Annotated in this window: 26 protein-coding genes and 1 other RNA gene; 1 reads left to right on the top strand and 26 read right to left on the bottom strand. The window is 44.3% G+C overall.

Annotated features, from left to right (window positions below; all coding sequences use genetic code 11):
* The 8 genes from thiI to AC1DLM_RS29205 form a co-directional block, all read right to left on the bottom strand.
* A partial coding sequence (gene thiI / locus AC1DLM_RS29240; RefSeq protein WP_477571929.1) for a tRNA uracil 4-sulfurtransferase ThiI occupies positions 1-860 on the bottom strand: 860 nt, incomplete at its 3' end.
* Entirely contained in the window at positions 857-2,035 is a 1,179-nt protein-coding gene (locus AC1DLM_RS29235; RefSeq protein ID WP_477571928.1) for a cysteine desulfurase family protein, read from the bottom strand. The genes thiI and AC1DLM_RS29235, both read right to left, overlap by 4 nt.
* A 164-nt stretch (positions 2,036-2,199) precedes the next feature.
* Positions 2,200-2,910, bottom strand: coding sequence for a lytic transglycosylase domain-containing protein (locus tag AC1DLM_RS29230; protein WP_441988968.1), 711 nt, complete (start codon positions 2,908-2,910; stop codon positions 2,200-2,202).
* A 120-nt stretch (positions 2,911-3,030) separates the two neighbouring features.
* The gene (locus tag AC1DLM_RS29225; RefSeq protein ID WP_441989122.1) at positions 3,031-4,323 is read right to left on the bottom strand and encodes a hemolysin family protein; all 1,293 of its coding nucleotides are present in this window, start codon (positions 4,321-4,323) and stop codon (positions 3,031-3,033) included.
* 339 nt (positions 4,324-4,662) lie between these two features.
* Positions 4,663-5,070 carry a hypothetical protein gene (locus AC1DLM_RS29220; RefSeq protein ID WP_441988967.1) on the bottom strand — a complete coding sequence of 136 codons (408 nt, stop codon included), beginning with the start codon at positions 5,068-5,070 and terminating at the stop codon, positions 4,663-4,665.
* A 22-nt stretch (positions 5,071-5,092) separates the two neighbouring features.
* On the bottom strand, positions 5,093-5,314 hold the full coding sequence (locus tag AC1DLM_RS29215) for a DUF1540 domain-containing protein (protein ID WP_376769532.1): 222 nt from the start codon (positions 5,312-5,314) through the stop codon (positions 5,093-5,095).
* A 44-nt stretch (positions 5,315-5,358) separates the two neighbouring features.
* Positions 5,359-6,453, bottom strand: a complete 1,095-nt coding sequence (locus AC1DLM_RS29210; RefSeq protein WP_441988966.1) for a glycoside hydrolase family 15 protein — start codon at positions 6,451-6,453, stop codon at positions 5,359-5,361.
* Positions 6,454-6,526: 73 nt separating this feature from the next.
* The gene (locus AC1DLM_RS29205) at positions 6,527-7,027 is read right to left on the bottom strand and encodes a YpuI family protein (protein WP_145656973.1); all 501 of its coding nucleotides are present in this window, start codon (positions 7,025-7,027) and stop codon (positions 6,527-6,529) included.
* 179 nt (positions 7,028-7,206) lie between these two features.
* On the opposite strand from AC1DLM_RS29205, the gene AC1DLM_RS29200 reads away from it, so the two are divergent.
* On the top strand, positions 7,207-9,126 hold the full coding sequence (locus AC1DLM_RS29200; protein WP_477571927.1) for a S8 family peptidase: 1,920 nt from the start codon (positions 7,207-7,209) through the stop codon (positions 9,124-9,126).
* A 122-nt stretch (positions 9,127-9,248) separates the two neighbouring features.
* Here AC1DLM_RS29200 and rnpB read toward each other — a convergent pair.
* From rnpB to yqfC, 18 genes are all read right to left on the bottom strand, one after another.
* Positions 9,249-9,663, bottom strand: an RNA gene (rnpB, locus tag AC1DLM_RS29195) — RNase P RNA component class A.
* An 86-nt stretch (positions 9,664-9,749) separates the two neighbouring features.
* Positions 9,750-10,859 carry a Nif3-like dinuclear metal center hexameric protein gene (locus AC1DLM_RS29190; RefSeq protein WP_441988964.1) on the bottom strand — a complete coding sequence of 370 codons (1,110 nt, stop codon included), beginning with the start codon at positions 10,857-10,859 and terminating at the stop codon, positions 9,750-9,752.
* A complete protein-coding gene (locus tag AC1DLM_RS29185) occupies positions 10,835-11,599 on the bottom strand; it encodes a tRNA (adenine(22)-N(1))-methyltransferase (protein WP_441988963.1) in 765 nt (254 codons plus the stop codon). The genes AC1DLM_RS29190 and AC1DLM_RS29185 overlap by 25 nt, the downstream gene beginning before the upstream one ends.
* A gap of 3 nt (positions 11,600-11,602) precedes the next feature.
* Complete coding sequence (locus AC1DLM_RS29180) at positions 11,603-12,433, bottom strand: hypothetical protein (protein WP_441988962.1); 831 nt, start codon at positions 12,431-12,433, stop codon at positions 11,603-11,605.
* A 120-nt stretch (positions 12,434-12,553) separates the two neighbouring features.
* Positions 12,554-13,669 carry an RNA polymerase sigma factor RpoD gene (gene rpoD, locus AC1DLM_RS29175; RefSeq protein ID WP_477571926.1) on the bottom strand — a complete coding sequence of 372 codons (1,116 nt, stop codon included), beginning with the start codon at positions 13,667-13,669 and terminating at the stop codon, positions 12,554-12,556.
* Between the two features lie 37 nt (positions 13,670-13,706).
* Positions 13,707-15,554, bottom strand: a complete 1,848-nt coding sequence (gene dnaG / locus AC1DLM_RS29170; protein WP_441988961.1) for a DNA primase — start codon at positions 15,552-15,554, stop codon at positions 13,707-13,709.
* 48 nt (positions 15,555-15,602) lie between these two features.
* A complete protein-coding gene (locus tag AC1DLM_RS29165) occupies positions 15,603-16,067 on the bottom strand; it encodes a YaiI/YqxD family protein (protein WP_477571925.1) in 465 nt (154 codons plus the stop codon).
* A gap of 91 nt (positions 16,068-16,158) precedes the next feature.
* Positions 16,159-16,971 (bottom strand): pyruvate, water dikinase regulatory protein, encoded by an 813-nt coding sequence (locus AC1DLM_RS29160; protein WP_477571924.1) that lies wholly within the window; start codon positions 16,969-16,971, stop codon positions 16,159-16,161.
* Positions 16,972-17,149: 178 nt separating this feature from the next.
* Positions 17,150-17,899, bottom strand: coding sequence for a DNA repair protein RecO (recO, locus tag AC1DLM_RS29155; protein WP_441988958.1), 750 nt, complete (start codon positions 17,897-17,899; stop codon positions 17,150-17,152).
* A 46-nt stretch (positions 17,900-17,945) separates the two neighbouring features.
* Positions 17,946-18,098: a YqzL family protein gene (locus AC1DLM_RS29150; protein ID WP_082593664.1), complete on the bottom strand. Its 153-nt coding sequence runs from the start codon at positions 18,096-18,098 to the stop codon at positions 17,946-17,948.
* 94 nt (positions 18,099-18,192) lie between these two features.
* Complete coding sequence (gene era, locus AC1DLM_RS29145) at positions 18,193-19,092, bottom strand: GTPase Era (protein WP_056609724.1); 900 nt, start codon at positions 19,090-19,092, stop codon at positions 18,193-18,195.
* Positions 19,093-19,098: 6 nt separating this feature from the next.
* Entirely contained in the window at positions 19,099-19,512 is a 414-nt protein-coding gene (cdd, locus tag AC1DLM_RS29140; protein ID WP_056609726.1) for a cytidine deaminase, read from the bottom strand.
* Positions 19,513-19,544: 32 nt separating this feature from the next.
* Entirely contained in the window at positions 19,545-20,249 is a 705-nt protein-coding gene (locus AC1DLM_RS29135) for a diacylglycerol kinase (protein WP_441988957.1), read from the bottom strand.
* Entirely contained in the window at positions 20,249-20,785 is a 537-nt protein-coding gene (gene ybeY, locus AC1DLM_RS29130; RefSeq protein ID WP_171635240.1) for an rRNA maturation RNase YbeY, read from the bottom strand. The genes AC1DLM_RS29135 and ybeY overlap by 1 nt, the downstream gene beginning before the upstream one ends.
* A gap of 18 nt (positions 20,786-20,803) precedes the next feature.
* A complete protein-coding gene (locus tag AC1DLM_RS29125) occupies positions 20,804-23,032 on the bottom strand; it encodes an HD family phosphohydrolase (RefSeq protein ID WP_477571923.1) in 2,229 nt (742 codons plus the stop codon).
* 39 nt (positions 23,033-23,071) lie between these two features.
* Positions 23,072-24,037 (bottom strand): PhoH family protein, encoded by a 966-nt coding sequence (locus AC1DLM_RS29120; RefSeq protein ID WP_441988955.1) that lies wholly within the window; start codon positions 24,035-24,037, stop codon positions 23,072-23,074.
* A gap of 7 nt (positions 24,038-24,044) precedes the next feature.
* Entirely contained in the window at positions 24,045-25,238 is a 1,194-nt protein-coding gene (gene yqfD / locus AC1DLM_RS29115) for a sporulation protein YqfD (protein WP_441988954.1), read from the bottom strand.
* Positions 25,239-25,275: 37 nt separating this feature from the next.
* Positions 25,276-25,554: a sporulation protein YqfC gene (gene yqfC, locus AC1DLM_RS29110; RefSeq protein ID WP_171635236.1), complete on the bottom strand. Its 279-nt coding sequence runs from the start codon at positions 25,552-25,554 to the stop codon at positions 25,276-25,278.
* Between the last annotated feature and the right edge of the window lie 379 nt (positions 25,555-25,933).

Below are 25,933 nucleotides of genomic sequence, written 5' to 3'. Positions count from 1 at the left end.
CCAGTAACTATGGCTCCGAGTCCTTCACGCTCAGCAATCCGTTCAGCAATTCGGTACATTGCCCTTCTAATAAGCGTGACCAGCAGATTATCCTGATAAACACGATGAATGGAGGTTTGAACCTCCGTGAAAAATACCATGTGAAGCTTTAGGGATTCCGTGTAGCCTGCCAACTGATTCGCAAGCTGAATGACCTTATCCTTCGCCCGCTCGCTGGTATAGGGGTAACTATGGAAATGAATAGCCTCCATCGTCAATCCTTTGCGCATGGCTAACCACCCTGCAACAGGACTATCAATACMACCAGACAGCATGAGCAGCGCTTTGCCACTTGTACCTGACGGGAATCCCCCAGCCCCTTCAATGACTTCAACGTATAAAAGCACCTTATCCTCTCGGATTTCTACTCGCAATTCAACCTCAGGCTTTCGAACGTCCACCTGTAACCCCGGAATCGCTTGAAGCACATAGCCGCCAACTAAGTAATTCATCTGCTGAGAGTCATGTGGAAATGATTTATTGACCCTGCGAACAGTTACTTTAAAGGTCGCCGGTTGCTTAGGTAATGCCTGCATCATCCGCAGCGCTGTCTCCTGAATTGACGCTAGTTCTAATGGCGCATGATAAGCTGGACTGAAAGATGCAAGTCCGAAAACACGCTGTAAGGAAGCAGAAGCCTGTTCATAAGCGGCACCCCCTAGCTCCACATATACGCGTCCAAACTCAGGAATATACCTAACATCAGGAAAAGAACTTAAAACTTTACGTATTTGAATCATCACACTCTGTTCAAATCGTTTGCGATTTTTACCTTTTAACATCATTTCGCCAAAACGTAATATTAAACAATCCGGTTTCAATTTCGCTTCCCCCTATGGATGACGGATGGATTTCTCATGGGAGCAAGCTCCTTGACCACCTCTTGTAATGAGCGCAGGAATAGCGCTATATCTTGCGCTTGATGTTCATCAGAAAAGCTTATTCTTAAGCCGCTAGCAGCCACATCACGCTGATAACCCAATGCCAGCATGACCTCACTAGGCTCTGACTCACCAGAAGAACATGCCGATCTCGTAGAGATGTAGATCCCCTTCTGCTCAAGGGCATGTACGACGACCTCTGCTTTCATTCCTGCAAAAGCAAAATGAACAATATGAGGAGCCATCTCCTGCTCCACCTCAGAGCCTGAAATCGAAAGCTCTGGTATTGCACCGATACCGGCCAACAATTGCTGCCTGAATGCCTGCTTACGAACTATTTTCTCTGCAAGATTGTCCATGCTGATTCGAAGTGCTTTGGCCATGCCCACGATCAAAGGGACGTTTTCCGTACCTGAACGCACGCCAAATTCTTGTCCCCCTCCTGCAAGCAATGGCTTGAGCTGTACGCCTGCTCTCCGATACAAGAACCCAACACCCTTCGGTCCTCGAAATTTATGCGCTGAAGCACTGCAGAGATCGATTCCCCACATCTTCGGTTCTAAAGGAAGCTTAGCAACGCCTTGGACAGCGTCCACATGAAATATGATTTTCGGAAAACCCGCGAGGTATTGACCGATTTCTTGAATTGGTTGAATTGTACCTATCTCATTATTCACATACATGATGCTAACAAGGATCGTATCCTCACTTATTGCCGCTTGAAGATCCTCTAGCTTTACGCAGCCAGTCTTTGAGACAGGCAAATAGGTAACGCGAAATCCCTCATGCTCAAGTCCAACAAATACTTCTTTAACGGATGGATGCTCGATTTGTGTAGTAATCAGATGCTTACCTCGTTGATGGTAGTTGTAGGCTACGCCTTTAATCGCTAAGTTATTACTCTCAGTCCCGCCAGAAGTGCATATGATTTCACTCGGGAATACCTTAAGCGATGTAGCTATGACTCCTTTCGCGCTCTGCAGAAGCTTTTCCGCTTCTACACCAAGACGATGAATTGAGGATGGATTTCCGTAATGGGATTTCATCACTTCCGCGATGGTATCTATAACTTCTTCATAAAGCGGCGACGTTGCCGCGTAATCCATATAAAGCATGGTTTGCAGATTCCCCTTCATACCCCTAAACTAATTGTTTCTTGTTTCATGGGATGCTTTTCCTATTAAAACGTATATCCGATGAGAACTCAAGTTAATAGGCAACAATGCGAAAAGCCGATCTCCGCATAGCACATGCGAAAACCAGCCCATTGATACCGTAGTTATAGAGAAAATTTAGCACGATGATCGAGCACTTTCGATACATACGCTTGCGTCTCTTTTGGCAAGAACTGCAGCTTACTGAGCAAATCTTGATCTGTCTTTATCCCTAAGCGATCGACACGACCAGGACCAGCATTGTAAGCAGCAAGCGCAACACCTTCGTTCCCATTATATTTCTTTAGCAATCCACTGAGGAAATGTGTACCTGCGTCTATGTTCTGCTTGGGATCAAATGGATTCGTGACTCCATAACCACTGCTTGTCCCATCCATAAGCTGCATTAATCCTTTGGCACCTGCGGAGGAAACCGCCTGATGGTTGAACGAAGACTCTTGCTGGATGACCGCTTTAACCAAAGAGGTATCTACGCCATATTTCAAACTAGCTTGCCCAATGAGCCCTTCAAACTGTGTAACCGATGTTGACTGTGAGAGCGACTGCAAAGGTGTATATGATTTATTCAAAGCGCCTAACGCGCTTGGCAGGTTGCTTAGCGATTGATTAAGATCAGATGTGTCTAGCGGATCAGTCCCCATACCCACACCTTGGCCCATCAAAGTGTTCAAAAGCTCACTAAAATCACTGGTTTCATCTGAGCTTGAAGATGAGGAGTTATCAGCGAAAAGACTTAATTTACTCATCGTCTGAAGCTGAAGCAGCTCCTTCAACACTCTAGGGTCAATTGCTTGCGTATTCGAGATGCTGTTCATTCTCAGACCTCACTTTTCCATTTTCGATGTTTTCATTGTACACGTTTTGAGCCCTGACGACTATACTTTTATTCGCATGCATAAAAAAAGGACAGTCTAATGACTGTCCMCTCTTGCCTTTCAAGAAATATTCTGTTGCAACATTTCATTATCATTCATTGATCTTCTCACTGTGACACGTGATATGCGCAAATGATCGGTTTCTTCAACGATAAACATAAACTCGTCATTATAACTTACCTGTTGATTACGACTAGGAGGAATTTCTGTTTGTGAATAAATCCAACCACCGATCGTATCATAGTCATCTGACTCGATTTCAAGTCCAAAGTAATCATTGACTTCATCAATCAACAACAGTCCATCTATTGAGAATGTATTCTCATCCTTCATTTCAATCGTTGGGCGCTCCTCGTCAAACTCATCTTGGATTTCACCAACAATCTCTTCCATAATATCTTCCAGCGTCACTAAACCTGAAGTACCGCCGTATTCATCAATGAGCAAAGCCATTTGGCTCTTGCGTTTCTGCATCATTTTCAGCAAATCACTGATATGAATGGAATCCGGTACTGTCGTAATCGGTCTAATGATTTTCTTAATGCCTTTCAAGTTAGCATCTGGCTTCAGCAAATCCTTAATGTGAACGAAACCGATGATGTTATCCTTATCTGGATCACACACAGGGTAACGTGTTCGCATTTCTTTAATCGCGATAGCTAAGTTCTCCGCATAAGAAAGTCCTGCGTATAAGCATTCCATTTCTGTACGAGGAATCATAATCTCGCGTGCTGTCGTCTCAGCAAATCCGAATATATTATCAACAAGCGTGAGCTCTGTGTTATCTATTAGTCCGTTTTTGTGGCTTTCCTGCATCAGGACTCGAATTTCGTCCTCCGTATGCGCAGATTCATGTTCCGTTGTAGGCTCAATCCCAGCACGGCGCAACATCCAATTCGAAATGCCATTCAATGTCCAAATGAACGGGTACATCATTTTATAGAATAATACCATGGGTCCTGCGGAGAGCAACGTAATTTGTTCCGCTTTACGGATCGCATACGTCTTAGGAAACTGTTCACCTAATGTGATATGAAGAGTAGTCATTAAAGAAAAAGCGATAATAAATGTAATCGTGTGAAAAACGGAGTCTGGTAATCCCAGCGGAGCGAACAAAGGCTCTAAAATTTTGGCGAACGTCGGTTCACCTACGTAACCAAGTCCTAATGAGGTGAGTGTAATTCCTAATTGACACGCACCAAGGTAAGCATCAAGATTATTCATAATACCTTGTGCAAACTTCGCATTACGCCGGCCTTCACCGACAAGCGATTCAATCCGACTTCCACGCACTTTCACCATTGCAAATTCTGCTGCGACAAAAAAACCGTTTAACAACACTAGTCCAAACATTAACAGAAAACTGATTAACGTTTCGGGCAAAGGATCTTCCAATACCTTACCTATCCCCTAACAAGTGCAAAAGCTGCACCCAGGAGAGTAGGTACACCTCCCTTAATTTTCGATTTTAATTAGATTAAATATCACTATTCATTATATAATAATACTGTAATCATTCAAAGGTGCGAATATGACACTTGAAGCCAAATAGTACGAGCAAATGGGCGTAAACACATTAAAATGAGCCATTCTTGCGCTTTTACACAAGAATAGTGGCATTCTTAAGCTMTTTTCCACCTTTTTTTCATAAAAAAATAAAAAGCAAGCCGATTTCTCAGCTTGCTTTGCTTGCTAGGAATAATATGGAATCAATAAAAAATAGGCGGCAACAGCAATAAAACCAAGAGCAACGGACCAAGAACCCAAACTCTTATTCCCCATTACAAAAGCAATAACTCCGAGAATAATACCTGAAATCCCAAGCAGTACTGGCCATACAAATAAAGAGGCCAGAGCAACAAAGAGTGCAATATACCCCACTGCTTTATTACGTGTTACCGCTTCTACGAGCTCAGCGACTTCCTCATCAGAAACTTTCGAGGTCGAACTGGATTTATAATCTCGGCTTATTCTTGTCTGAGGTACAGCAATCTCAGCTGCATATTCTTCTTGGGCATGAAGTCCGCTTTCGAGATGAAGCTGACTCTTCTGGAATCGCTCCTTGGTGGCATTGTCTAAAGAACTATCCTCTTTATTCATGCTACCTCCGCGTTACACATACCTAGTGTTTAGTCGCAGCCTTAAACGTGTGGCAACACGTATTAGCCGCTTTGGTTGCAGTATCATGATGAGTAGTATCAAACGATTCCTCTGAAGCAAATTCTTCATTGTAGCTAGCATGAGCGTGCTGATCAATTTCAATCATAATCGTGTCCGCATGACAGTTGTTTCCTTGTGTCCAATATTCACAATTCGCTACTGCGCATTTAACTGCTGGCATCATTATCACCCCCTTAACAATTTGCCCGCCTCAGGAGTGAACTATGCTTAGTTAAGTCTGTCAGATAAGACCAAGAACATGGCGTGTGACCACAACAGCGGAAGTGCAGGATCACCATGCTTCTCACTCCATTCCTTATACACCGACGCTTCGCGAAGATGATCATCTACTTGCTCTGGTAAACGTCCGAGCTCATCAGCTTTACTTGCTATCCATGCCAAACAGCGCTGAGCTTCTTCTTTATTTCCAAGTTCAAACTGGATCCAACCATACCAAGCGGTCAGTAGCAGCCACTCACCACCACCGTAATAGCGATCCTCAATGTAGCGCTGAATTCCGTCATGTTTGAGATCAGCTTCAATTACTTGCACCGTTCGAAGCATCATCGGGTCATTGGGTTCACAAACACCAAAAGGTAAGGCGAGCCACATCAGGCTTGCATCCACACCAAATAGAGCAGGCTGCCAAACTTCATTCACACAATGAATAGATTTTACGAAACGCCCGTCATGAACAGCATGGTTATGTATGAAAAGTCGTATGAGATCAGCTTTCTCAATCAAGTCCGGACGCCCTTCTAGCTCACCTAACGCCTTCAGTCCGCCATATAAGCAAGCCAATGTTGCGGGATGGACATAATCGGGATATTCCTCCCAGCAATCAAAATTCGGGTAATGCCAGAATGTCATGATATAATCAACAGTTATCTCAATACTTTCCCTGAACTCTTCCAGAAGTGTAGTATGACCAGTCATGCGTATATGTTCGACAAGCCCCCAGATCCAAGCGCCGTAACCATCCAACTGGAAGTGACCCCATTCAGAGTGATCATCCCGCCCATCCAAGTGATACCTTGTCCCTAAAAACTCGGAACGATCAATCCACTCCCTATTCTCGTGTTTTCGCAATAGCTCCGTTAGCCGCGGGCGTTTGTCTTTCAGAACACGATTCACCCAGCGATAGAATTGCTCAGCGCTTCTCGTTTCTCCTACACGATCCATCGCATTTGCTATAAAAGTGCCATCGCGCAGCCAACTATAGGAATAGGTTGAAAAAAGAGGAGAAGCCACGTAACCTCCACTAGGATGTTGATTCAGCTTAATGATGTCTTTACTAACGCTGACTAAATGTTCTAGTTCCATGACGATTTCCTCCCTTTTTATATAAAAAGGGATGCGTTATGGCCGCATCCCTTTGTTGGTTTCTTTGTGATTATTAAACTTTTTCGCCTTGCATACGGCGCTGTGTAATGTAATCTGTTTCATAGTAAGCAAGATCTTCACGAAGCTCTTCGAACACCTTGGACAATTCGATCGTTAAATCACGTACTTCACGTGATGGTTTCTTGCGGAAACGAATCGCATCTTGTCCTGTATAAGCGTAACGACCATCTTCAGAGTAGCACTCGTTCTTAGGATAGAAAAAGGTATTAACACATGTATGGTATACCTCATAGAGCACTTTTTCCGAAAAATCAACATTAAAAGTAGGACGTCTTAAGCTAACGCCCAATTTCTCATATGCCACTTCACAAAACACTAGAAGATGACGAGTATCTTGTAAATACCCGCGGTAAAATTCATCCATTGCTGGATCATTTTCCACATTTAACTGTGAGAGCGAATGTTGATTAAGAAACAGTTCCATTTTGGCCGTCGTTTCTTTGAGTTTCGTACGCGTGGAATCACAAACATTTTTCACATTAAAAACAGCCATGTTAGAAGACCTCCTATAATTGCGCTACTTCTATCCTACCATAATTTATCCGGAAGTGGTATATGTAAAACACCAGTTACCATGCATAAAAGATACCCGCTCGCCTAACCCTACTCTTAGATAAAATGTTTTCATTAACGAGTTGACCTTTTTCTACAAACAAAAAGGAGGGCATGATCATGTGGCGTTATCTCTCCACCCTTGCGGTTGTTCTGGGATTAGGAGTAATCCTCTTCCCTCATCAACCCCAACATCGGACCAGACCTGGTCCTGAGGTTTACAGTGCGAAGTATGAAACAACGTCCAAGCTTGCGTTATTAGAACAAGATGTAAAACTTACAGATGAACTTTGCAGAAGTCAATGTGCTGTCGATTATACGACCATGCTCGGTCAGATCGAAAGCGGTGAGCCTGTAACCAACGTTTTGAAAAACATGCGAAATCACCATGAGAAAATGGATGTGCTTGTATGGTCTAAGCGCGGCCAAACTTGGGAGCAAGGCATCAAATCCGGCGAACTCCCCACTGCTTATACAGACCAGGCCGCAACCTATTTGAAGGAAGCGAAAGCAGCCGTTGATAGGGGCGAGATTTACCAATCACCTAAATTTGGTGCTGGACATCACGTTTACTTCGTCCAAGGTACCCCTTCAACCAATGGTCAGGAGTCACTTATCGGGGTCATTCATCAAGATGTACTCGCACAAGTGACCGATCATCAGATGAAAAACTTAAGACTTGAACCTTATCCCAATGAGAACCATTGGAAAGTAAAAGCCGTTGAAACGAATACGCTGAATGAGAAGATTGTCGATCATCCCGAAGATAATCAAGGGACTAGCCACTATCATCAGAATGAAGTCGTCGTCCGTTTCAAAACAGATCCAACAGAAGATCAGCTCAATCAAATTAAAAATGAAATCCATGCAACATCTGCGCAAAAACTAGGCTATACCTACGTTTTCCGAACAAACGATAGAGACGCCAAGTCGTTGATCGCTTATTTCAGTAAATGGGATGTTGTGTATGTTGAACCACACTTTCTTTATATGACCAATGATTACTATGATGATCAAGAACAAACGGATTCAAACCCATCCAGCACCAATTCACATAGTAAGCAAACACCAGTCTCTTCAAATTTCACGCCTAATGATAATTTATATCAAAAATATCAATGGAATCTGCCGCTGATCGAAACGTTACAAGGCTGGCAGCTAAATCGCGGCGCCGATAATGTCATTGTTGCCGTTGTTGATACAGGTGTAGATAAGGCCCATCCCGACCTGCAAGGACAGTTACTCCCTGGTTACAATGTCATTAGTGGAACTGATAATCCGCAAGATGATGTTGGTCATGGTACACATGTCACAGGCGTCATTTCAGCTCTTGTCAACAATMAGCTAGGTGTTGCGGGGATGACTTGGTTTAACAAAGTGTTACCCGTTAAAGTGCTAGATCAGACAGGTGCTGGCAGCACCTATTCGGTAGCTCAAGGGATTATTTGGGCAACGGATCACGGTGCAAAAGTCATGAATCTCAGTCTCGGTAATTACGCAGATTCAGGATTTCTCCATGATGCTATTCAATATGCCTATGATAAGGATGTYGCCCTCATCGCGGCTAGCGGAAATGACAATACCGAGCAGCCCGGATATCCCGCCGCTTATCCTRAGGTATTTGCAGTTGCCGCTATAGATTCACAGAATGAGAAAGCGCCCTTCTCKAATTATGGCGACTATATTGATGTGACTGCGCCAGGTGTCACCATCGCCAGTACGTATCCAAATAATCAATACGCTGCCTTATCAGGTACATCCATGGCTAGTCCCCATGTGACGGCACTCGCTGCGTTAATTCGATCAGCTAATCCCAATTTGAAAAATACGGACGTATATGAAATTATGAGGCAGTCCGCACAGGATCTTGGCGACAAAGGTCATGACAAATACTTTGGTTATGGCGTCATCGATGTCGTCAAAGCACTTGAAATGGCGAAGCAGAATACATCGCCTTTGTCCTACTGGCCGCAGGATCTAGCACGCCAATTACATCTTGTACCGAAGAAATATGCGGGCAGCTTGGGGCTTGAGAAATAGAACACTCACCACCTTCCATGCACAGTTAAAAACCTTCAATCCCCCCATTTAGCGGGATTGAAGGTTTTATTGATTTTAGAATAAATACCCGCAAAGCTGATGCCTTGCGGGTAACCGACTGAGTGGAAAGTTTGCCATAAGCCGGGTTCTGTACTTCCAGTGGTCATAACGGGCGTCTGCTCCCCTGCCACTATTGAAGCGACAATCATCTATCTAGGCCGTACATTGCTGCACAGCTCAAGCGACCAACCCGAACGCGTCTCAGGCGAAGACTGCTGCCTCGAAAGYAGCTTGCGTTCCACTAGGTCTTGCTCCAAGTGGGGTTTACCAGGATCTATGTCACCATAGAACCTCGTGGTCTCTTACACCACGGTTCCACCCTTGCCTGTGCTATATTTCAAGCCATCGGCGGTCCATTTCTGTGGCCCTATCCTTCAACTCGCGTTGACTGGACGTTATCCAGCACCCTGCCTTATGAAGCCCGGACTTTCCTCTCGCTATGGCTTACCCATAGCCAGCGATTGTCTGTCAAACTTTCCATTGCATAGGCTAGTATACTAGGAATGTCTTCGAATTACAACACATGGTCGTTTCCTTTCTTTCCAGAAACATCCTTAAGCTGCCTAGACGAATTGAAACGGCTCCGTATTAACCGCGGATGCGAGCACCTGCGTATCCGTCTTGGCTAGCTGCGTGGCAAGATAATCCGCGACGCCGCGCTTCATGATCTTCTCGACGTTATGCCCAACGTCGAGGAGGGCTAACCCTGCCGCGAGCGCATCGTGCGCAGTGTGGTAGTCGATGTCGCCGGTGACCAGCACATCGGCGCCGGCAAACATGGCGTGCCGCATGTAGCGGCCGCCAGAGCCACCCAGCACGGCCACCTTGCGGATGGGCCGTGCTAGATCGCCGACGACGCGTACCGTCGGCACGTCGAACACAGCCTTCGCGTGCTCAGTGAGCTCGCGAAGTGTCATGGCCGCGGGCAGCTTGCCCACGCGGCCCAAACCGAACACTCTACCCTTGAGGTCCATCGGGTAGAGGTCATAGGCCACCTCCTCGTAGGGGTGGGCCTTCAGCATCGCAGTAACCGCTTTGCGCTGCACGCTAGCGGTTACGATCGTCTCCACGCGTACCTCTTGTACGCGTTCCAGCTTCCCAACTTCCCCGATAAACGGAGTCGCCCCTTCCTGCGGCAGGAACGTCCCCGTCCCGGGGATATTGAAGCTGCAGGAGCTGTATTGGCCAATGCCGCCTGCTCCAGCCTTAAATAGGGCATCCAGCACGACTTGATGATGCGTCTCAGGTACGAAGACGACGAGCTTCTGCAGCTTCTCCGTATGTACATCTTCCAAGTGCGTCATTTCTGTTAGGCCAAGTTGTTCCGAGAGCAAATCATTAACGCCGCCTTCTGCCACATCCAGATTCGTATGGGCAATATACACAGCGATATCATTCTTAATTAATTTCTCGTATAAACGACCTGCTGGTGTTTCTGTTTGCAGATGAGCCAGAGGTCTGAAAATAATCGCATGATGCGCGATAATAAGGTTGGCTTTGGATTCAATAGCCTCATCAACAACGGCATCTGTTACATCAAGGGCAACAAGCACTTTCGTGATCTCTTTCTGAAGGGAGCCGAGCTGTAGGCCGATCTTATCATCTGCCATCGCGTAATGCTTAGGAGCCAGCTGTTCAAATAGCTGGATTACGGTTTGACCTTTTGCAAGCATGCAAGTACCTCCTTTATTTCCTGCATTTCTTGGCTCACTTGCTCTGCTTTTGCAATAGACGCTTCTGCCGTGGACAGCTTTAACTGATCTACGATCATGGCAAGTTTCTTCAGTTCACTTTCCCACTTCATAAACCAGACCTCAGGAGCCTCATTAATTAAATAAGGCCCCATCTGTTGCAAGCGTTCCTTCGATATGGTGAATCCACCTGAAAGTTGACGCTCTTCATAAAGTGCTCCTAATGTGCTGCGTTCCGATTCTGAGACTGCCACTGCTGTTAGAATCTCATAGATTTTGCCGTCTTCTTCAAGGATAGTCTCTGATTCCAACTTCCAGCCATTGGCTAGCAGCCAACGGCGCACATGATCTTCACCCACATTCGGTTGTAAAATCAAATGCTGAACGCCTGGAAGCTTCGATTTACCTGCCTCTAAAATGCTCGCCATCAAGCTGCCGCCCATGCCAGCGATCGTGATGACATTCACTTCACCGGCTTCAATTACGGCAAGACCATCACCCGATCTGACTTGAATGACTTTAGATAAACCACTTTCGAGCACCTGTCTTTGCGCTGCCTCGAAAGGTCCAGGGTTTACTTCCCCTGCTACCGCAGCTACGATAATCCCTTGCTGCGCCAAATAGGTTGGCAATAAAGCATGATCCGAACCAATGTCGGCTACTTTTGAGCCCACTGGCACGCGATCAGCAATCATTTGAAGTCTTTTCGATAATTTAACCATATGCTACATTACCCACTCTACCCATTTTTTTCGCAGCAAAAATAATGCTACGCCTACTGAAACTAATTTGGCTGTAAAAGATATTTGAATGAGACGCGAGCTCATTTCGATATCCACAAGGAATGTCATGGCCTCAGGAATAAACCAAACCAAGCCTCCTACTAGCATGAGCACGCTAGCCGCTTGTTTATTCGTGTGATGTGCAAGCCAAGCCATCCATATGAGTACAACACTTACAGGAACCCAGCTTAATTCAAGTGAAAACCAAGCAGGATGCTCTAATTTTTGCATCAACAACCAACTATATGTCCCTACTAGCCCAAGCCATCCACAAATTTGGAAAATCGCCATTCGACCAATCAAGCCATTAAATAACCAAATACAACTGCAAAATGCCAAATATCCGATATACGTAGTTGACGTGTGGATACCCGACATATCCATTATATGTAACCCCAAAAGTAACATAGCAATAGATGCTATGCCGCACAAGACATAGGCAATGACAGGCGTACGACTAAATTGTCTGTATGCGACTGCATAACAAATGATGACAAAAAGTGTGGAAATACCGATTTGCATTGGCAATCCAAAAGAGTTAAAATTAAGAGCAGATAAGGCAAGAGCGGCAATTACCGCTAATGCGAACAACCATATTTTCCAATTACTGTTTGTTACAGCTGTAGCCGAAACACCCAAAAGTGAAGCCGGTTTAGGGGTCAAATCATCCACATACAAATTCATTAGAAAATCGCAATAATGCTCGGGAAGCAATTTGCTCCGGCGCCAATGATCGATTTCTTTTACTATTACTTTTCTTCTCTCAGCATCCATCTATTCGCTCACCTTCCTAGCTACTTTATCGGTGATTCAATGCTCAGATTTTAGTGAATTTTTATGAAAAACCGCAAAAAAAGACCCCGCCGAATTTGGCAGGGCCCACTCCAAGCGATTTTATTCCAAAAAGTCCTTCAAACGTTTGCTACGGCTTGGATGTCTTAATTTCCGCAAAGCTTTTGCTTCAATTTGACGAATCCGTTCCCTTGTAACACCGAATACTTTACCGACTTCTTCTAATGTTCTTGTACGTCCATCATCAAGTCCGAAACGTAAGCGAAGCACATTCTCTTCTCTTTCAGTTAACGTATCCAGTACGTCTTCAAGCTGCTCTTTCAGAAGCTCGTATGCCGCTGCATCCGCTGGCGCTAGCGCCTCTTGATCCTCGATAAAATCCCCTAAATGTGAATCATCTTCTTCACCAATCGGTGTTTCTAATGAAACAGGCTCTTGTGCAATTTTCATGATTTCACGAACTTTATCCGTGCTTAAATCCATCTCTTTCGCAATTTCCTCTGGCGTAGGTTCGCGCCCCAATTCTTGCAGCAATTGACGAGAAACACGAATCAATTTGTTAATCGTTTCAACCATATGTACCGGAATCCGAATCGTTCTCGCTTGATCCGCAATGGCGCGAGTAATCGCTTGACGAATCCACCAGGTCGCATAGGTACTGAATTTGTAACCTTTGGTATGGTCGAACTTCTCCACAGCCTTAATAAGACCCATATTACCTTCTTGAATCAAATCAAGGAACAGCATGCCGCGACCTACATAACGTTTGGCGATACTGACAACGAGTCGAAGATTAGCTTCTGCTAAACGACGCTTCGCTTCCTCATCCCCATTTTCAATACGTTTAGCCAACCCCACTTCGTCTTCCGCGGAAAGAAGCKGTACGCGACCAATTTCTTTCAAATACATCCGAACTGGATCATTAATTTTAATCCCCGGCGGCAAAGCCAGATCATCATCGAAGTTAAATTCATCGCGCTCGTTTTCTTCCGGATTCATCGAATCTTCATCTGACTCATTCCCCACATCAATACCTTGTTCGGAAAGTTGTTCAAAGAACTCATCGATTTGCTCAGGATCCTGATCGAAGGGAGCTAATTTCTCCATGATATCCTTGTAAGTTAGTGAGGWCCGTTTTTTCCCCTGCTCTATAAGTTGGTCTTTCACCTGGTCCAGGGTCAATTCTGTCTCTAATTCTGTACGCTGATCATTCGCCATGGTACGGACTCCCTCCTCCCTAGTCATGTCAGTTTAGCTAAGATAACTTCAACTGTTTTTCTAGGGCAATAATTTCAATTGCAATTTGTGCAGCTCTAAGATGGTCTCCCTCGCGTACTGCGCGAGCTTGTTCTTCTTTCTTACGTTCAACTTCTTCTTGCATTGGAACTTTGCGAATTTGGCGAATATAGTCGTCAATCACTTGTTCATTTAGTCCATGACCAGCTCCCATCATTACGATGGAACTAGCCAAGCTCTCCAGCTGTTCGTCTTGCAGCATGGCAATGTATCGGCTTGCATCGGGCTCTAAATACTGAGCGTAGTAAGCATATAAATAAGCAGCTAAGACTGCGTGAGCTTCAACATTAAACTGGTCACCTAATTGCGCTTCAACATGAGCACATACGTCACGATCGTGCATCATTACAGCTAAAATCAAACGCTCTGCATTATGATATGCAGGTAGTAACGAGGGCGTTTTTTTCTTAGTTCGTTCCGCTGCTCTCCCATTATTCATAACATTATTCCACAGAATTGGTTTATTATCCCCATCTGGTCGGTTTTTTTCCGATTGCAATAAGATTTCATGGAGATCTAACTTCATAGCTTCATAAGAAGAATCAGGAAACTCTGAAGCTAACTGTTTGAGATAATGTTCACGTTCCATAGGAGATTGCAACTGGCTAATTAATTTCACAGCGGATTGCAGATAACGTAGTCGTTCACCGTCCTCATGCAATTTAAAATTTTTGCGGATGTATAAGAGCTTATATTTCATCGATGGCACGGAAGCTCCAATGATCTCCCTTGCGAATCGGTCAAACCCATATTGGCGAACATAATCATCTGGATCTTTGCCATCTGGCAGCATCGCAACCGTGACGCGGCTTCCGGTCTCTTCCAATAAAGGAATACTCTTGAAAGCTGCAGATTGTCCTGCATTATCACCATCATAGCAAATGACGATTTCATCCGCGTTGCGGTTCAATAAGGCAGCATGCTCTTTGGTTAATGCCGTGCCCATCGTCGCAACACCATTGGTAATCCCCGCTTCCCACGCTTTGATCAAATCCACATACCCTTCGAAAATAACGGCTTGCTGAAGCTTTCGCATATTCGGCCGGGAAAGGTGCAGATTGTACAAAGTCCTACTTTTATTGAAAAGGATGGATTCGGGACTATTCAAATATTTGGGTTGCGCATCCCCCATGGCTCTGCCGGCAAATGCGATGACCTTGCCCGTAGAGTCGCAAATAGGGAACATGATACGTTCACGGAATTTGTCCACGTACCCATGGCCTTCATGTTTGGCAGAAATCAAACCGCCTTTTTCCATTAGAGCTAAATCAAATCCTCGTTTGTCCAATTGTTGAACAAGCGTGTCCCACATTAACGGTGCGTAACCAATCTGGAACGTATCAATCAGCTTATCGGAGATCCCTCTAGAGGTCAGATAGCCTTTTGCCGCTTTACCTTGATCAGTATTACCCACAACATAATGATAGAATTTGGCTGCAAATTCATAGGCCTTTAAAAGGGTAGCTTTTTCTTGCTGCTGCTCATTCTGCTCGTCAGATACCTCTTCCCAAGTAATTGGGATATCTGCGTCTTCTGCAAGCTTCGTAATCGCTTCTGCAAAGCTTAAGCCCTCGATTTCCATAATGAAACGAATTAAGTTCCCGCCTGCCTGGCATCCAAAGCAACGATATATCTGTTTCTCTGGTGTAACCGTAAACGAAGGACTTTTCTCCGAGTGGAAAGGACATAGTCCCTTCATATAATGCCCTTGTTTGCTTAAATGTACGTGCCTGCCAATGACATCTACGATATCATGGCGCTTCAGTACAGCCTCAATAACCTCTTCAGGTATGCGCCCGTACCTCATTTCAATCCACCTACAATTCAGGTCGCTTTTCCGACTAATTACTATTCGCTACTTGTTTTCGATTTCCTGCAATTTTTTTAAAAGATTTGTCAAACCATGTAGAAAATTTTTGCGATCCGTCTCTGTAAAGGGTTTTGGCCCCTTCGTGTGCTTACCATTTCTTCGCATTTTGGCGGAGGCATGGCGGCGTTCCAACAGATAATCAATCGAACTATCGGTATATTCCTGCCCCCGATTCGTCAAACAAATCGAACCCTTCGCTAAACCTAACGCGGCGAGTCCAAAGTCTTGTGTTACCAGAATATCACCTGACCGAATCTGATTGGCAATATATAAATCGACAGATTGATCGGAACGATCTACTTGAACTACCTTCACGCCTGGACTTTCCTTCATCTTATGATCGAATGAAGCAACTAGAACAACTTGTACGCCAAACTGTCTACCTGCCTGTTCGATTTCCGACTTTACAGGACAAGCATCGGCATCAACGATAATACTTCTTGCACTCAAGTGTCAGCCCCTGCCTTCAGAAGAAATCTCACCGTACTATTATATACGATGGACTTGCAAAAAATCCTGCAAGCCAGAACATAAAAGCTTACTAGATATGTTCAATGTGATCMATTATTAAACTGGCTGTTTCTTCAACAGCACGGTTTGATACATCAAAGATGACACACCCGATTTTACTCATAATTTTATCAGCAAAATCCAGTTCTATTTTAATACGTTCTACATTCGCATAGGTTGCATTTTCTGCAAGTCCAAGTGTACGAAGTCTTTCCTGGCGAATTACATTTAACTTATCAGGGTCAATGCGCAGGCCAATAATCTTATCCTTTGGCACGGTATAAATGGCAGCAGGCGGCTGCATTTCCGGAACTAACGGCACATTCGCCACTTTCAATCTTTTGTGTGCCAAATACATGGATAACGGTGTTTTGGACGTACGTGATACCCCTAATAGAATAATATCGGCTTTCTGAATGCCGCTAAAATCTCGACCATCATCATATTTAACGGCAAACTCAACGGCTTCGACTTTCTTGAAATAATCTTCATCCAGTGGATGGATCATCCCAGGTTGTCTGCGCGGTTCTTGCCGCAATGCGTTTCCTAACGTCGTCACAACAGGTCCAAGCAAATCGATATAGGGAATATCATATTGTTTCGCTTTCGTAATCAAATCATCCCGAAGTTCGGGGATAACTAGCGTAAATACAACGATTCCTCCATGCGTTCGAATCCCATTGATCACTTTATCAATACCCTCGAAATCGTGAATAAAAGGAGCACGTACGATTTCAACAGGCACTGGATGAAATTGCATAGCAGCTGCCCGAACGACAGATTCTCCTGTTTCACCGACAGAATCCGAAACAACATAAACACGAGTAGGTTGTGGATGTTCCATCTTCCTAACCCCTTTCAGCAGGGACAGACCCTACACTAGCATTTGTATGTAAAGAACATCAGAACAGAACGACAGCATGAGAAAAACCTCACCGATATGCGGACAGCACAAGGGCGAGGTGTTTTCCACCACATCATAACAAAGGGAGAAACACATGTCAATTGAAGCACATATTCATTTAAATATTGTATTTCTCCATTTGTTCAATAAATCCTCTTGCTTTCCACTGTACACCGATATGAATGTCCATGTAAGCACGCATGCATTGCTTAAGCTGCTCTTTGGTCTCCTCTTTCACTTGAACGGAACCCAATCTGCGCATATCCATTCTTGGAAAAAGTCTAAGCAGTTTCTGCGCACCTTCACCAATGGCAATCGCAGAGGCATCTTTATATCGACAGCGGCTACATAACGTACCACCCATATTTGGGCCGAAAGTCGTGATTCCAGCGGTTTCACCACAAGCAACACAGGCATCCGTTATTGGTAAATAACCAGCTAAATCAAACATTTTCATTTCATACAAATGGGTGACAATTTGCATGTCCTTATTATCTTCGATTGCCATCAAACCAGCCTTAAGCTGTTCGAATATGTAGTTATTCCCCTCTTCATCACCCAGCATACGATCCGTCATCTCTGCTAAATAGGAAGCATAGGCAGATTTATGCAAGTCTTCACGTAGAGCATGATGAGCCTCAATAATTTCGGCACCGTTAAGAGATCCCATCTGACCTCGTTGTTTAAAAAAAACAAAATCGCCGTACGTAAACAGCTGCGTAACGGCGCCATGTTTGCTTTTCAGTTTCTTCGCTCCGCGAGCCATAACTCCTACTTTCCCCAGCTCGGGGGTGAATAAACGAATAATTTTGTTACCTTCTCCGTAGTCCATGCTACGAATGACAATTCCTTGAACGCTATGCAGCAAATAGCTTCCCCCATGAATGCCGCTCTGAATATACGAATTCTTTATATCACATATTCAGACCATCGAGCGGCTCTTCGTTACTTTGATCCTCTTCTTGCACTTCTGAATCCATGCCAGGTTCTCCCGTTACTTGTTTGTACAGCAGATAGGCGTCCACATCACCGGTCTTTGAAAAATACGTCCACGAAAAATCTTTCATGTTCAGCATCCTCCCCATCGAACGTGATGTTCATAGGATGTGCATTAGGCGCCTCAGTATGCGATGTAAAAACTGGAACTCTTAGGAAAAAAATTTACTCGTGACGGAAACCGAGATCTCGAAGGACTCTGTCTTGATTTCTCCAGTCTTTCTTGACTTTCACCCATAATTCCAAGAATGTTTTGGAACCCAGTAGTGTTTCAATATCCCGACGGGCTTGTCGCCCAATTTCTTTCAGCAACGCACCTTGTTTACCGATGACAATTCCTTTTTGCGACTCACGCTCCACGAAAATGACCGCGGAGATATGAACGATTCCATTCGGTTCGACACGCATATCTTCAATCTGGACGGCAATAGAGTGTGGAATTTCTTCCCTTGTCATATGCAAAATTTTCTCGCGTACAAGCTCCGCACACACGAATTGCTCCGGGTGATCGGTAATTTGATCCGCAGGGTAATATTGAGGTCCTTCCGGCAAGTAGCGAATAATTTGCTCGAGAAGCGTCGTTACATTGTTCCCTTTCAACGCAGATACAGGTACGATTTCAGCGAAATTGTACAGGTCTTTGTAATTCGTAATAATGGCAAGCAGCGCCTCAGGCTGAACGAGGTCGATTTTATTTAAGACCAAAATGACTGGCGTTTCAATATGCTTTAACTGCTCGATAATATAACGGTCTCCACCACCTATACCATCTGCAACGTCAACTAAAAATAATACAGCATCTACTTCACCAAGTGTCCCATGAGCAACTTTACTCATGTAATCGCCTAGCTTAGATGTTGGTTTATGGATACCTGGTGTGTCTAGAAATACAATTTGCCCATTATCCGAAGTATATACGCCATGGATCTTATTTCTAGTTGTTTGAGGCTTATCTGACATGATCGCAATCTTTTGTCCGATAATTTGGTTCATTAGTGTTGATTTACCGACATTCGGGCGTCCGATAATCGCGACAAACCCTGACTTAAATTCTTTTTTGGCCACTTCTACTTATCCTCCATTTGTGTGCAAATCTTTCGTTGTAAAAGCGCCTGGCAATAAAGCAGCCACCGTCGTTTGAACGAAAGCTCCTTTGAGATTACTCAAATAAACAGGCATTTCCGGTTCGCACAATTCAATTAATACTTGTCGACATACGCCGCATGGCGAAATCGGCCCTTCCGTATCTCCAGTTACCGCGATTGCTTGAAAGGATCCCCTCGGATGCCCATCTGCAATAGCACGGAATAACGCAGTTCTCTCGGCACAATTCGTCGGTCCATAGGCTGCATTTTCGACATTACACCCTAAATGCACATGTCCATTCGCGTCCAATAATGCGGCACCGACCTGAAAGTTAGAATAAGGCGTATAGGCTCGCTTCATCGCTTCTTTGGCGAATTCAATGAGTTCTTGCGGATTCATAGCCATCCCCACCCCTTTTAGTAATAGTTAAGTTATAGCATGTTTAAGCATGAAAAAGCGAGGAGCGTCACGACAATACCAATTATTGCCCCCAAAAAAAGCGCTGGGAAAGGCCTTGTTTTCTTATCATACAAGACAATAAGGATAAGAATAGACAGCGTATACCCAAGTAACGCGGCGATTGTTTCGGTGACTAATACCAATATGACAGTAGCAATCGCAAAGGCGATAGCTGTTAATAAACTGGGTCTAACTAGTTTCCCTTTGTCCGAGAACCTTGTCTCAATCACGATAACAGTTAGCATGACTAGTGCAATCAAGATCCATATCGCACCCGCTGACATCGGAGTTTCTTCGAGTCTGGCATGCCTTAACAATCGGTCGACTGGCTCATAGAAAACAACTAAGCCGACAACGATTGCAAACATAGCAGACACCAATACGGACGCCGCGGCGACGTCCTTMGCAATTTTGGCTAGCGGATGGCGGTCTGGCATAGCTAGATCCACCGTTTTCTCGACAGCCGTATTAATTAATTCTGTGACAATCATAAGAGTGACGGCCAACAAAATAAACAAAATATCAGTTTTGGATAAATGAATGAAAAGAGCTGCTAATAACACAAGAAACGCAACGGAAAAATGAAATTTCATATTTCGCTGCGTATCTAGTGCATATTTGATTCCTTCATAGGCATACCGAAAACTTCTGCGCCATTTACGGAAGCCGCTTGACATTAGCGTGTCAAGCCTGCCTTCTGCAAAATGTCCTCCTGTTTAGCGAACATCACTTTCTCTTCTTCTTCACTCTGGTGATCATATCCAATCAGATGCAAGAAGCCATGGACAAATAGAAATCCAAGCTCTCGTTCGACAGAATGACCATATTCTTCTGCTTGCGCAATCGCACGTGGTACGGAAATAATAATATCGCCAAGCGGCTCGATGAACGCCTCTGATACGGTTTCGCCTTCTTCAAGCTCTCCCTCAGAATCGTCACCATCATCTTCATAGTTAATCTGAATCTCATCATCCCCAAATTCACTCATCGCAAAGGAGAGAACATCTGTAGGCTTGTCTAAATTGCGATATTGCTTGTTCAAATCTTGGATCGTCTCRTCATCAACGAACGTGAGGGCAACCTCACCTTCGGATACACCTTCAATCTCACCTGCAAGCTTGAGAAGCTCCTCGAGCTTTTCAATGAACGCAGGCGAGATTTCTTTCTCTTCCTGTTCACTGCTCCATGCTAATGTCAAATCTACACTTGCCATAGGGATAAGCCCTCCTTCTTATGCTCCTGGCTTCTTAKCCGTTAATTCACTTGGATATTCAATGCGAGAATGGAAGATGCCTAACAAAGTTTCATTCAATGTTTTGGCGATCTTATCAAGCTCCTTCAATGTGAGGTCACATTCGTTGAATTGACCATCGTCCAAGCGTGATTTAATAATTTTGGTTACCATGGAATCGATTTGTTCAAGGGTCGGGTTACGCAATGAACGTACCGCTGCCTCCACACTATCTGCAATTCCGACAATAGCCGCTTCCTTCGATTGTGCTTTAGGCCCAGGATAACGGAAATCCTCTTCACGTATCCCTTTCTCACTATTCTCTTCTTCAGCTTGCTTCTTCGCTTTATGATAGAAAAAGTGCAGTAGCGTTGTCCCATGATGCTGTTCAGCGATATCGCGGATCGGTTTAGGCATTTTATAATCCTTCAGCATATCAACACCATCGCGCGGATGCGCAATAATAATGGACTTGCTAAGATTCGGATCTATACGATCATGCGGATTCTCGATATTCGTTTGATTTTCAATAAAGTAGCTAGGCCGTTTGGTTTTGCCAATATCGTGATAGTACGAACCTACCCGGCACAAAAGCCCATCTGCCCCAATGGATTCAGCAGCCGCTTCGGACAGGTTGCCCACCATCACACTGTGATGATACGTACCTGGTGTTTCCGTTAACAGCTTGCGAAGCAGTGGATGATTCGGATTCGAAAGCTCTACCAGCTTAAGCGGGGACAAGATTCCGAATGAAGCTTCAAAAAACGGAAGCAGCCCGATGACGAAAACGACGGTTACCAGTCCTCCAGCAGTAGCGAAAGACAGAGACATCAGTGCTTCTCGTTGTTGAAAGTGGTCTTCCATCAAAAGCATCGCCGTGATCGTTAACATGGAGAAAAAGGCGATCATTAAGCCGGCTTTCAAAATAGTCGCACGCTGACTTGCACGTTGAATCGTAAATACACCGCTAAAACAAATAACTAAGCTAACTAAGCCAAACCGGAAATCGAATAACGCATCGTGTTCTGTATTAAAAATAATACTAGCAATTGTAGAGAACAAAACCGATGAAATAAAAGCAAGCGGTGCATCCAGTAATATAGCGATTAAGATGCTGCCGAGTGCTGTCGGTGCCAGATATCCGATAAATGGATAATCAAAATTCTGGAGCAGCGAAATGATTTTCATACCAGCAATATTCAACACGAAGATGAGAACAAGCATAACCAGTTGTGAATTATTGTATTTGACCTGTAAGTTACTCTGTCTAACAAATATAAAGATCGCAAAGGACAAGAGTGCACAAAGGATACCAAGGCCGAGCTGAGGCAAATGATTCGCTTTATCCTTTAGCAGCTTCAACTTCTCCAACCGCGTGTATATTTCTTCCGTAATGACATCTCCGGCTTTAACCAGGACATCATTCTTATTAATAAAAACGGTCTTCATGTTGCCCCGTGCTTGTCCTTTCGCATCATCGGTACCTTTTTGATCAAAGAATTTATTCGGGGTAATCAACGCTCTGGCTATCTCGGTTACCATCTCGCGAGACGTATTCTTCGCTAAGTTAGACGTATTCACCACTTCTGCAACCTTAGCCCTGGCTGTTTGTGCATCCAAGATTTCGTCAATCATCAGCTTGGTGACAATATCTTTCGTCACAATACGCATGTCCGCGAGCTCTTCCTTGGTCAAGCGAGGCAGTTTAAAATAAACCTCTTCTGGAAGCGGATATTTCTGGTCCGATAGTCCGAGTTGAATTTGTTCCAGCAACAAATCATTATATTGCCCACTATTGCGCAATGATTTAATGGCATCATTCGTCAGATCACTTATAAGTTGTGGAATGACACGGCGGTAAATGCTGACCTTGTCATCGAACTTCACTTCTTCATCGGCGTTGATCTGAGATAATTTATCAAAAATAGCATCACTAATAACTTCATTCTTGAGATTAACGATCCGATAAACAGGTTGAACGCGCTTCGCAGCATCTTCTTTGGCTTGCTCTGTTGCGACAGCGTTCTCAATCTGCTCTGGCGCATAAATCGTCTTCTCACTCTTCATACCTAAGGTAATGTCGAAAACTTGTGGAACGAGCTTAGCATACAATGTGACATAGAATATCAATCCCAATATGAGAAACAAGATTACTCTTAAGCCTGTATTGTATTTCCATCCGCTCAGCCGGTAATGAAATTTGCCCTTCATTTGCACTTCATTTTTCATTACGGAGGTCATTCCTCTCTATCTGTCCAACCTACATCATTACTTATTCATTTCATCGTTATAGGCAACAATTATTTTCTGTACAAGTGAATGACGTACAACATCACCTTCATCAAAATAAATAAACCCTAGTTCTTCAATACCACTAAGAATACGGGACGCTTCAACCAAGCCAGATGACTTTCCTCTGGGTAAATCGATCTGTGTCACATCGCCTGTAATGACCATTTTGGAACCGAAACCAAGTCTCGTTAGGAACATTTTCATTTGCTCTGGCGTCGTGTTCTGTGCCTCATCCAGAATGATAAAGGAATCATCCAACGTACGCCCTCTCATATAGGCTAATGGGGCGATTTCGATGAGTCCTCGCTCTAGTGACTTCGCAACTTGCTCAGGCCCTAGGACATCATTAAGAGCATCATACAATGGGCGTAAATAAGGGTCAACTTTTTCCTGTAAGTCCCCTGGCAGAAACCCTAAACTTTCCCCTGCTTCGACAGCTGGACGTGTGAGGACAATACGTTTGACAGCCCCTTCTTTCAATCGCGTCACGGCAAGAACAACAGCTAAATACGTCTTACCTGTTCCTGCTGGACCTATCCCAAAGACAATATCTTTCTTCTTGATCGTGTCCACATACTTCTTCTGCCCAATCGTTTTGACACGAATCGGCTTTCCTTTATGTGTGGATGTAATTTCACCTTTGAACAGATCCAATAGTTGTTCTGCTTTCATTTGCTTCGCTAACTCAACGGCATATAGAACATCTCGCTCAGTTACCGTGTAATTATTACGAATCAGCTGCAGCAGAACTTCAAAAAGCTGCTGAAGTGAGTTCACTTCCGCAGCTCTGCCTTGAATTGTGATTTCGGCTTCGCGCGTAAAGATTTGAGCTTCAATTTCCCGTTCGATGATATGTAAGAATTTATCCTGCGGACCAAACAAAGCTAGTCCTTCATTTGGATTTTTCAATGTAATTTTTACAGATTGCGCATTTTCTATCAACAGGGCCTCATTCTCCTTGTGTCACTATTGGTTGTTCTTCAGCAATATTCTCTTCGACCTCAAAATGAACGTCTATATAAATTTTACCATTCTCTGTTTTTTCATGCAAAATTTTTTCTCCAACGATCCTTGCATCCTCGCCTGCAGCAGCCAATAATTTGGCTCTAGCTTGCTCTAAACCCACCTTTTTCGCGTTCGCTGCTTCCACTGGCTCTTCGACGACATGTACCTCCATTATTTTCTCATGAAGCCATCCTAGAGGGATTGAAAAGGAGCGCCAAGCTAATGTTTTGCGATCAGGTATCGTTTCAAATTGTTCGAATGCCGTCTTCCCATAGCCTGTAAGCTGCAACGCTCTTGAACCTACTACGAGATAACTTCGATGTTCGGTTTCACCCGTGAAGACCTTATATTGTTTCGTAAGCGGAGCTTCGATTCGGGAGGTATACCAGACCACTCCTTTTATCTTACCATCTGCGACCACGATTTGACTATTTTGCTCATCACCAATCGTACCTGAGATCAAAATAGCCCCTTTGCGCACATAGGTATTCGGTTTAACCATCGGTTTTCCTTTCACCGACTGTATTTCMGTTACGAGCGCACTTTTGGATGCCACAATGTTTCGTGGATTTTTCAATGGATCTTTTCCAGGGATGGTCGCCTCAACAACCTTAATGATAATATGCGTTCCTCGAATTTCGACGCCAACCCACGCTGCACTAGGAAGTTGCTGCTGAATAGCACGAGAGAGCTCCTCGGTCTTGTCCAACTTAAATTTCCACTGAAACTTATGGATGCCTTGCTTGGATGCAGCCTGCAAAATGTCAGACGATGCAATTCGGTCATTACCGTCTACTGACACTTGCCACACCAATGACGTGAGCACATAGAGACTAATAATAAAAGCAGCTATACCGCCAAATAACACTTTTCTCCGTCCAATTTTATCCATAAAAAATGGCAGCCCAAATCGCTCCACCACGTGTACTCTGCAGCCTGTCCGTTTCAAAAGCGGCCGAAGTCGGAAGAAATCTTTGATAAGAATGCACAGCTCCAGCTTCCCATCTTTGCCAGTTTGAATATCCCAAATGGAGAAGCCCCCCACCACCATGGGACGAATCAACCTTTCGCAGTCCTTGCCTCTAATTTGTATGCGTACATAGCCACGCAAACGGGCAATGAATAGGGATTGTTTCATGACTCAGCCTCCAGTTCTCATTCGCACTACCACTACATTAAGGCATATATTTTACATGATCGATGATGCCTTCAATGAATACTTCTTCTGAAAGAATCGCTCTTATGACCAACTGTTGGCCGCATACTTCCAGCGTTCCTTTCGATAACTCCAGCTTCAGAATCTCACTGGAAAAATGCAGTACGCCCCGGTGATTCTCAACATATAGCTGTACGTTGCCGATCATCGTGATTCGCGGCAAATCCTGTACAACATCTTGGGGAAGATCAAGGATCTTGGCCGTGAACTGGTTCCATTTGCGGGTCAAGCGACGCATAGCTGGGCAGTACCCCCTCTAACTAGAAGATCGAGAATGCAGAAAAAGCGCATAGACTTTCTACCAAATTATGCGACAGCAGCCGCTTTTATGCYGAATAAACGACTGCACCATACACTTCGGACATATGAGTAATTGCTTGGCATGGACGCAGAGGATCAGGCACGGGATCTCGGAGGTCGGACGTTGTTGGTGGTGTTAATAGGCTTAGAGAGACAAGTACTTTTCACTTTTGTTTAACTGGAAAATGTACATCTATTTATGARAAATCCTCTCAAAAATTCGATTTAAATGTAAAACATGTAGTTAAAACAGCTACTTTTGTTCAGATCGGGTAAAATGGTTAAAATTAACTGCAGGTTTTCCATCTATGTTGGGA

This window comes from Paenibacillus sp. 01T442, from assembly GCF_056398345.1.
This window is presented reverse-complemented; position numbering and strand designations above follow the sequence as displayed.

Excerpts from the sequence above, each read along its gene's own strand:
- dnaG (WP_441988961.1), bottom strand. The coding sequence starts at position 15,554 with ATGAGGTACGGGCGCATACCTGAAGAGGTTATTGAGGCTGTACTGAAG.
- AC1DLM_RS29235 (WP_477571928.1), bottom strand. The coding sequence starts at position 2,035 with ATGCTTTATATGGATTACGCGGCAACGTCGCCGCTTTATGAAGAAGTT.
- AC1DLM_RS29230 (WP_441988968.1), bottom strand. The coding sequence starts at position 2,910 with ATGAACAGCATCTCGAATACGCAAGCAATTGACCCTAGAGTGTTGAAG.
- yqfC (WP_171635236.1), bottom strand. The coding sequence starts at position 25,554 with ATGCGTCGCTTGACCCGCAAATGGAACCAGTTCACGGCCAAGATCCTT.
- AC1DLM_RS29205 (WP_145656973.1), bottom strand. The coding sequence starts at position 7,027 with ATGGCTGTTTTTAATGTGAAAAATGTTTGTGATTCCACGCGTACGAAA.
- AC1DLM_RS29225 (WP_441989122.1), bottom strand. The coding sequence starts at position 4,323 with ATGTTTGGACTAGTGTTGTTAAACGGTTTTTTTGTCGCAGCAGAATTT.
- AC1DLM_RS29210 (WP_441988966.1), bottom strand. The coding sequence starts at position 6,453 with ATGGAACTAGAACATTTAGTCAGCGTTAGTAAAGACATCATTAAGCTG.
- AC1DLM_RS29185 (WP_441988963.1), bottom strand. The coding sequence starts at position 11,599 with ATGGTTAAATTATCGAAAAGACTTCAAATGATTGCTGATCGCGTGCCA.
- cdd (WP_056609726.1), bottom strand. The coding sequence starts at position 19,512 with ATGAATCCGCAAGAACTCATTGAATTCGCCAAAGAAGCGATGAAGCGA.
- AC1DLM_RS29180 (WP_441988962.1), bottom strand. The coding sequence starts at position 12,433 with ATGGATGCTGAGAGAAGAAAAGTAATAGTAAAAGAAATCGATCATTGG.
- AC1DLM_RS29220 (WP_441988967.1), bottom strand. The coding sequence starts at position 5,070 with ATGAATAAAGAGGATAGTTCTTTAGACAATGCCACCAAGGAGCGATTC.
- AC1DLM_RS29215 (WP_376769532.1), bottom strand. The coding sequence starts at position 5,314 with ATGATGCCAGCAGTTAAATGCGCAGTAGCGAATTGTGAATATTGGACA.
- AC1DLM_RS29150 (WP_082593664.1), bottom strand. The coding sequence starts at position 18,098 with ATGAAAGATTTTTCGTGGACGTATTTTTCAAAGACCGGTGATGTGGAC.
- AC1DLM_RS29190 (WP_441988964.1), bottom strand. The coding sequence starts at position 10,859 with ATGCTTGCAAAAGGTCAAACCGTAATCCAGCTATTTGAACAGCTGGCT.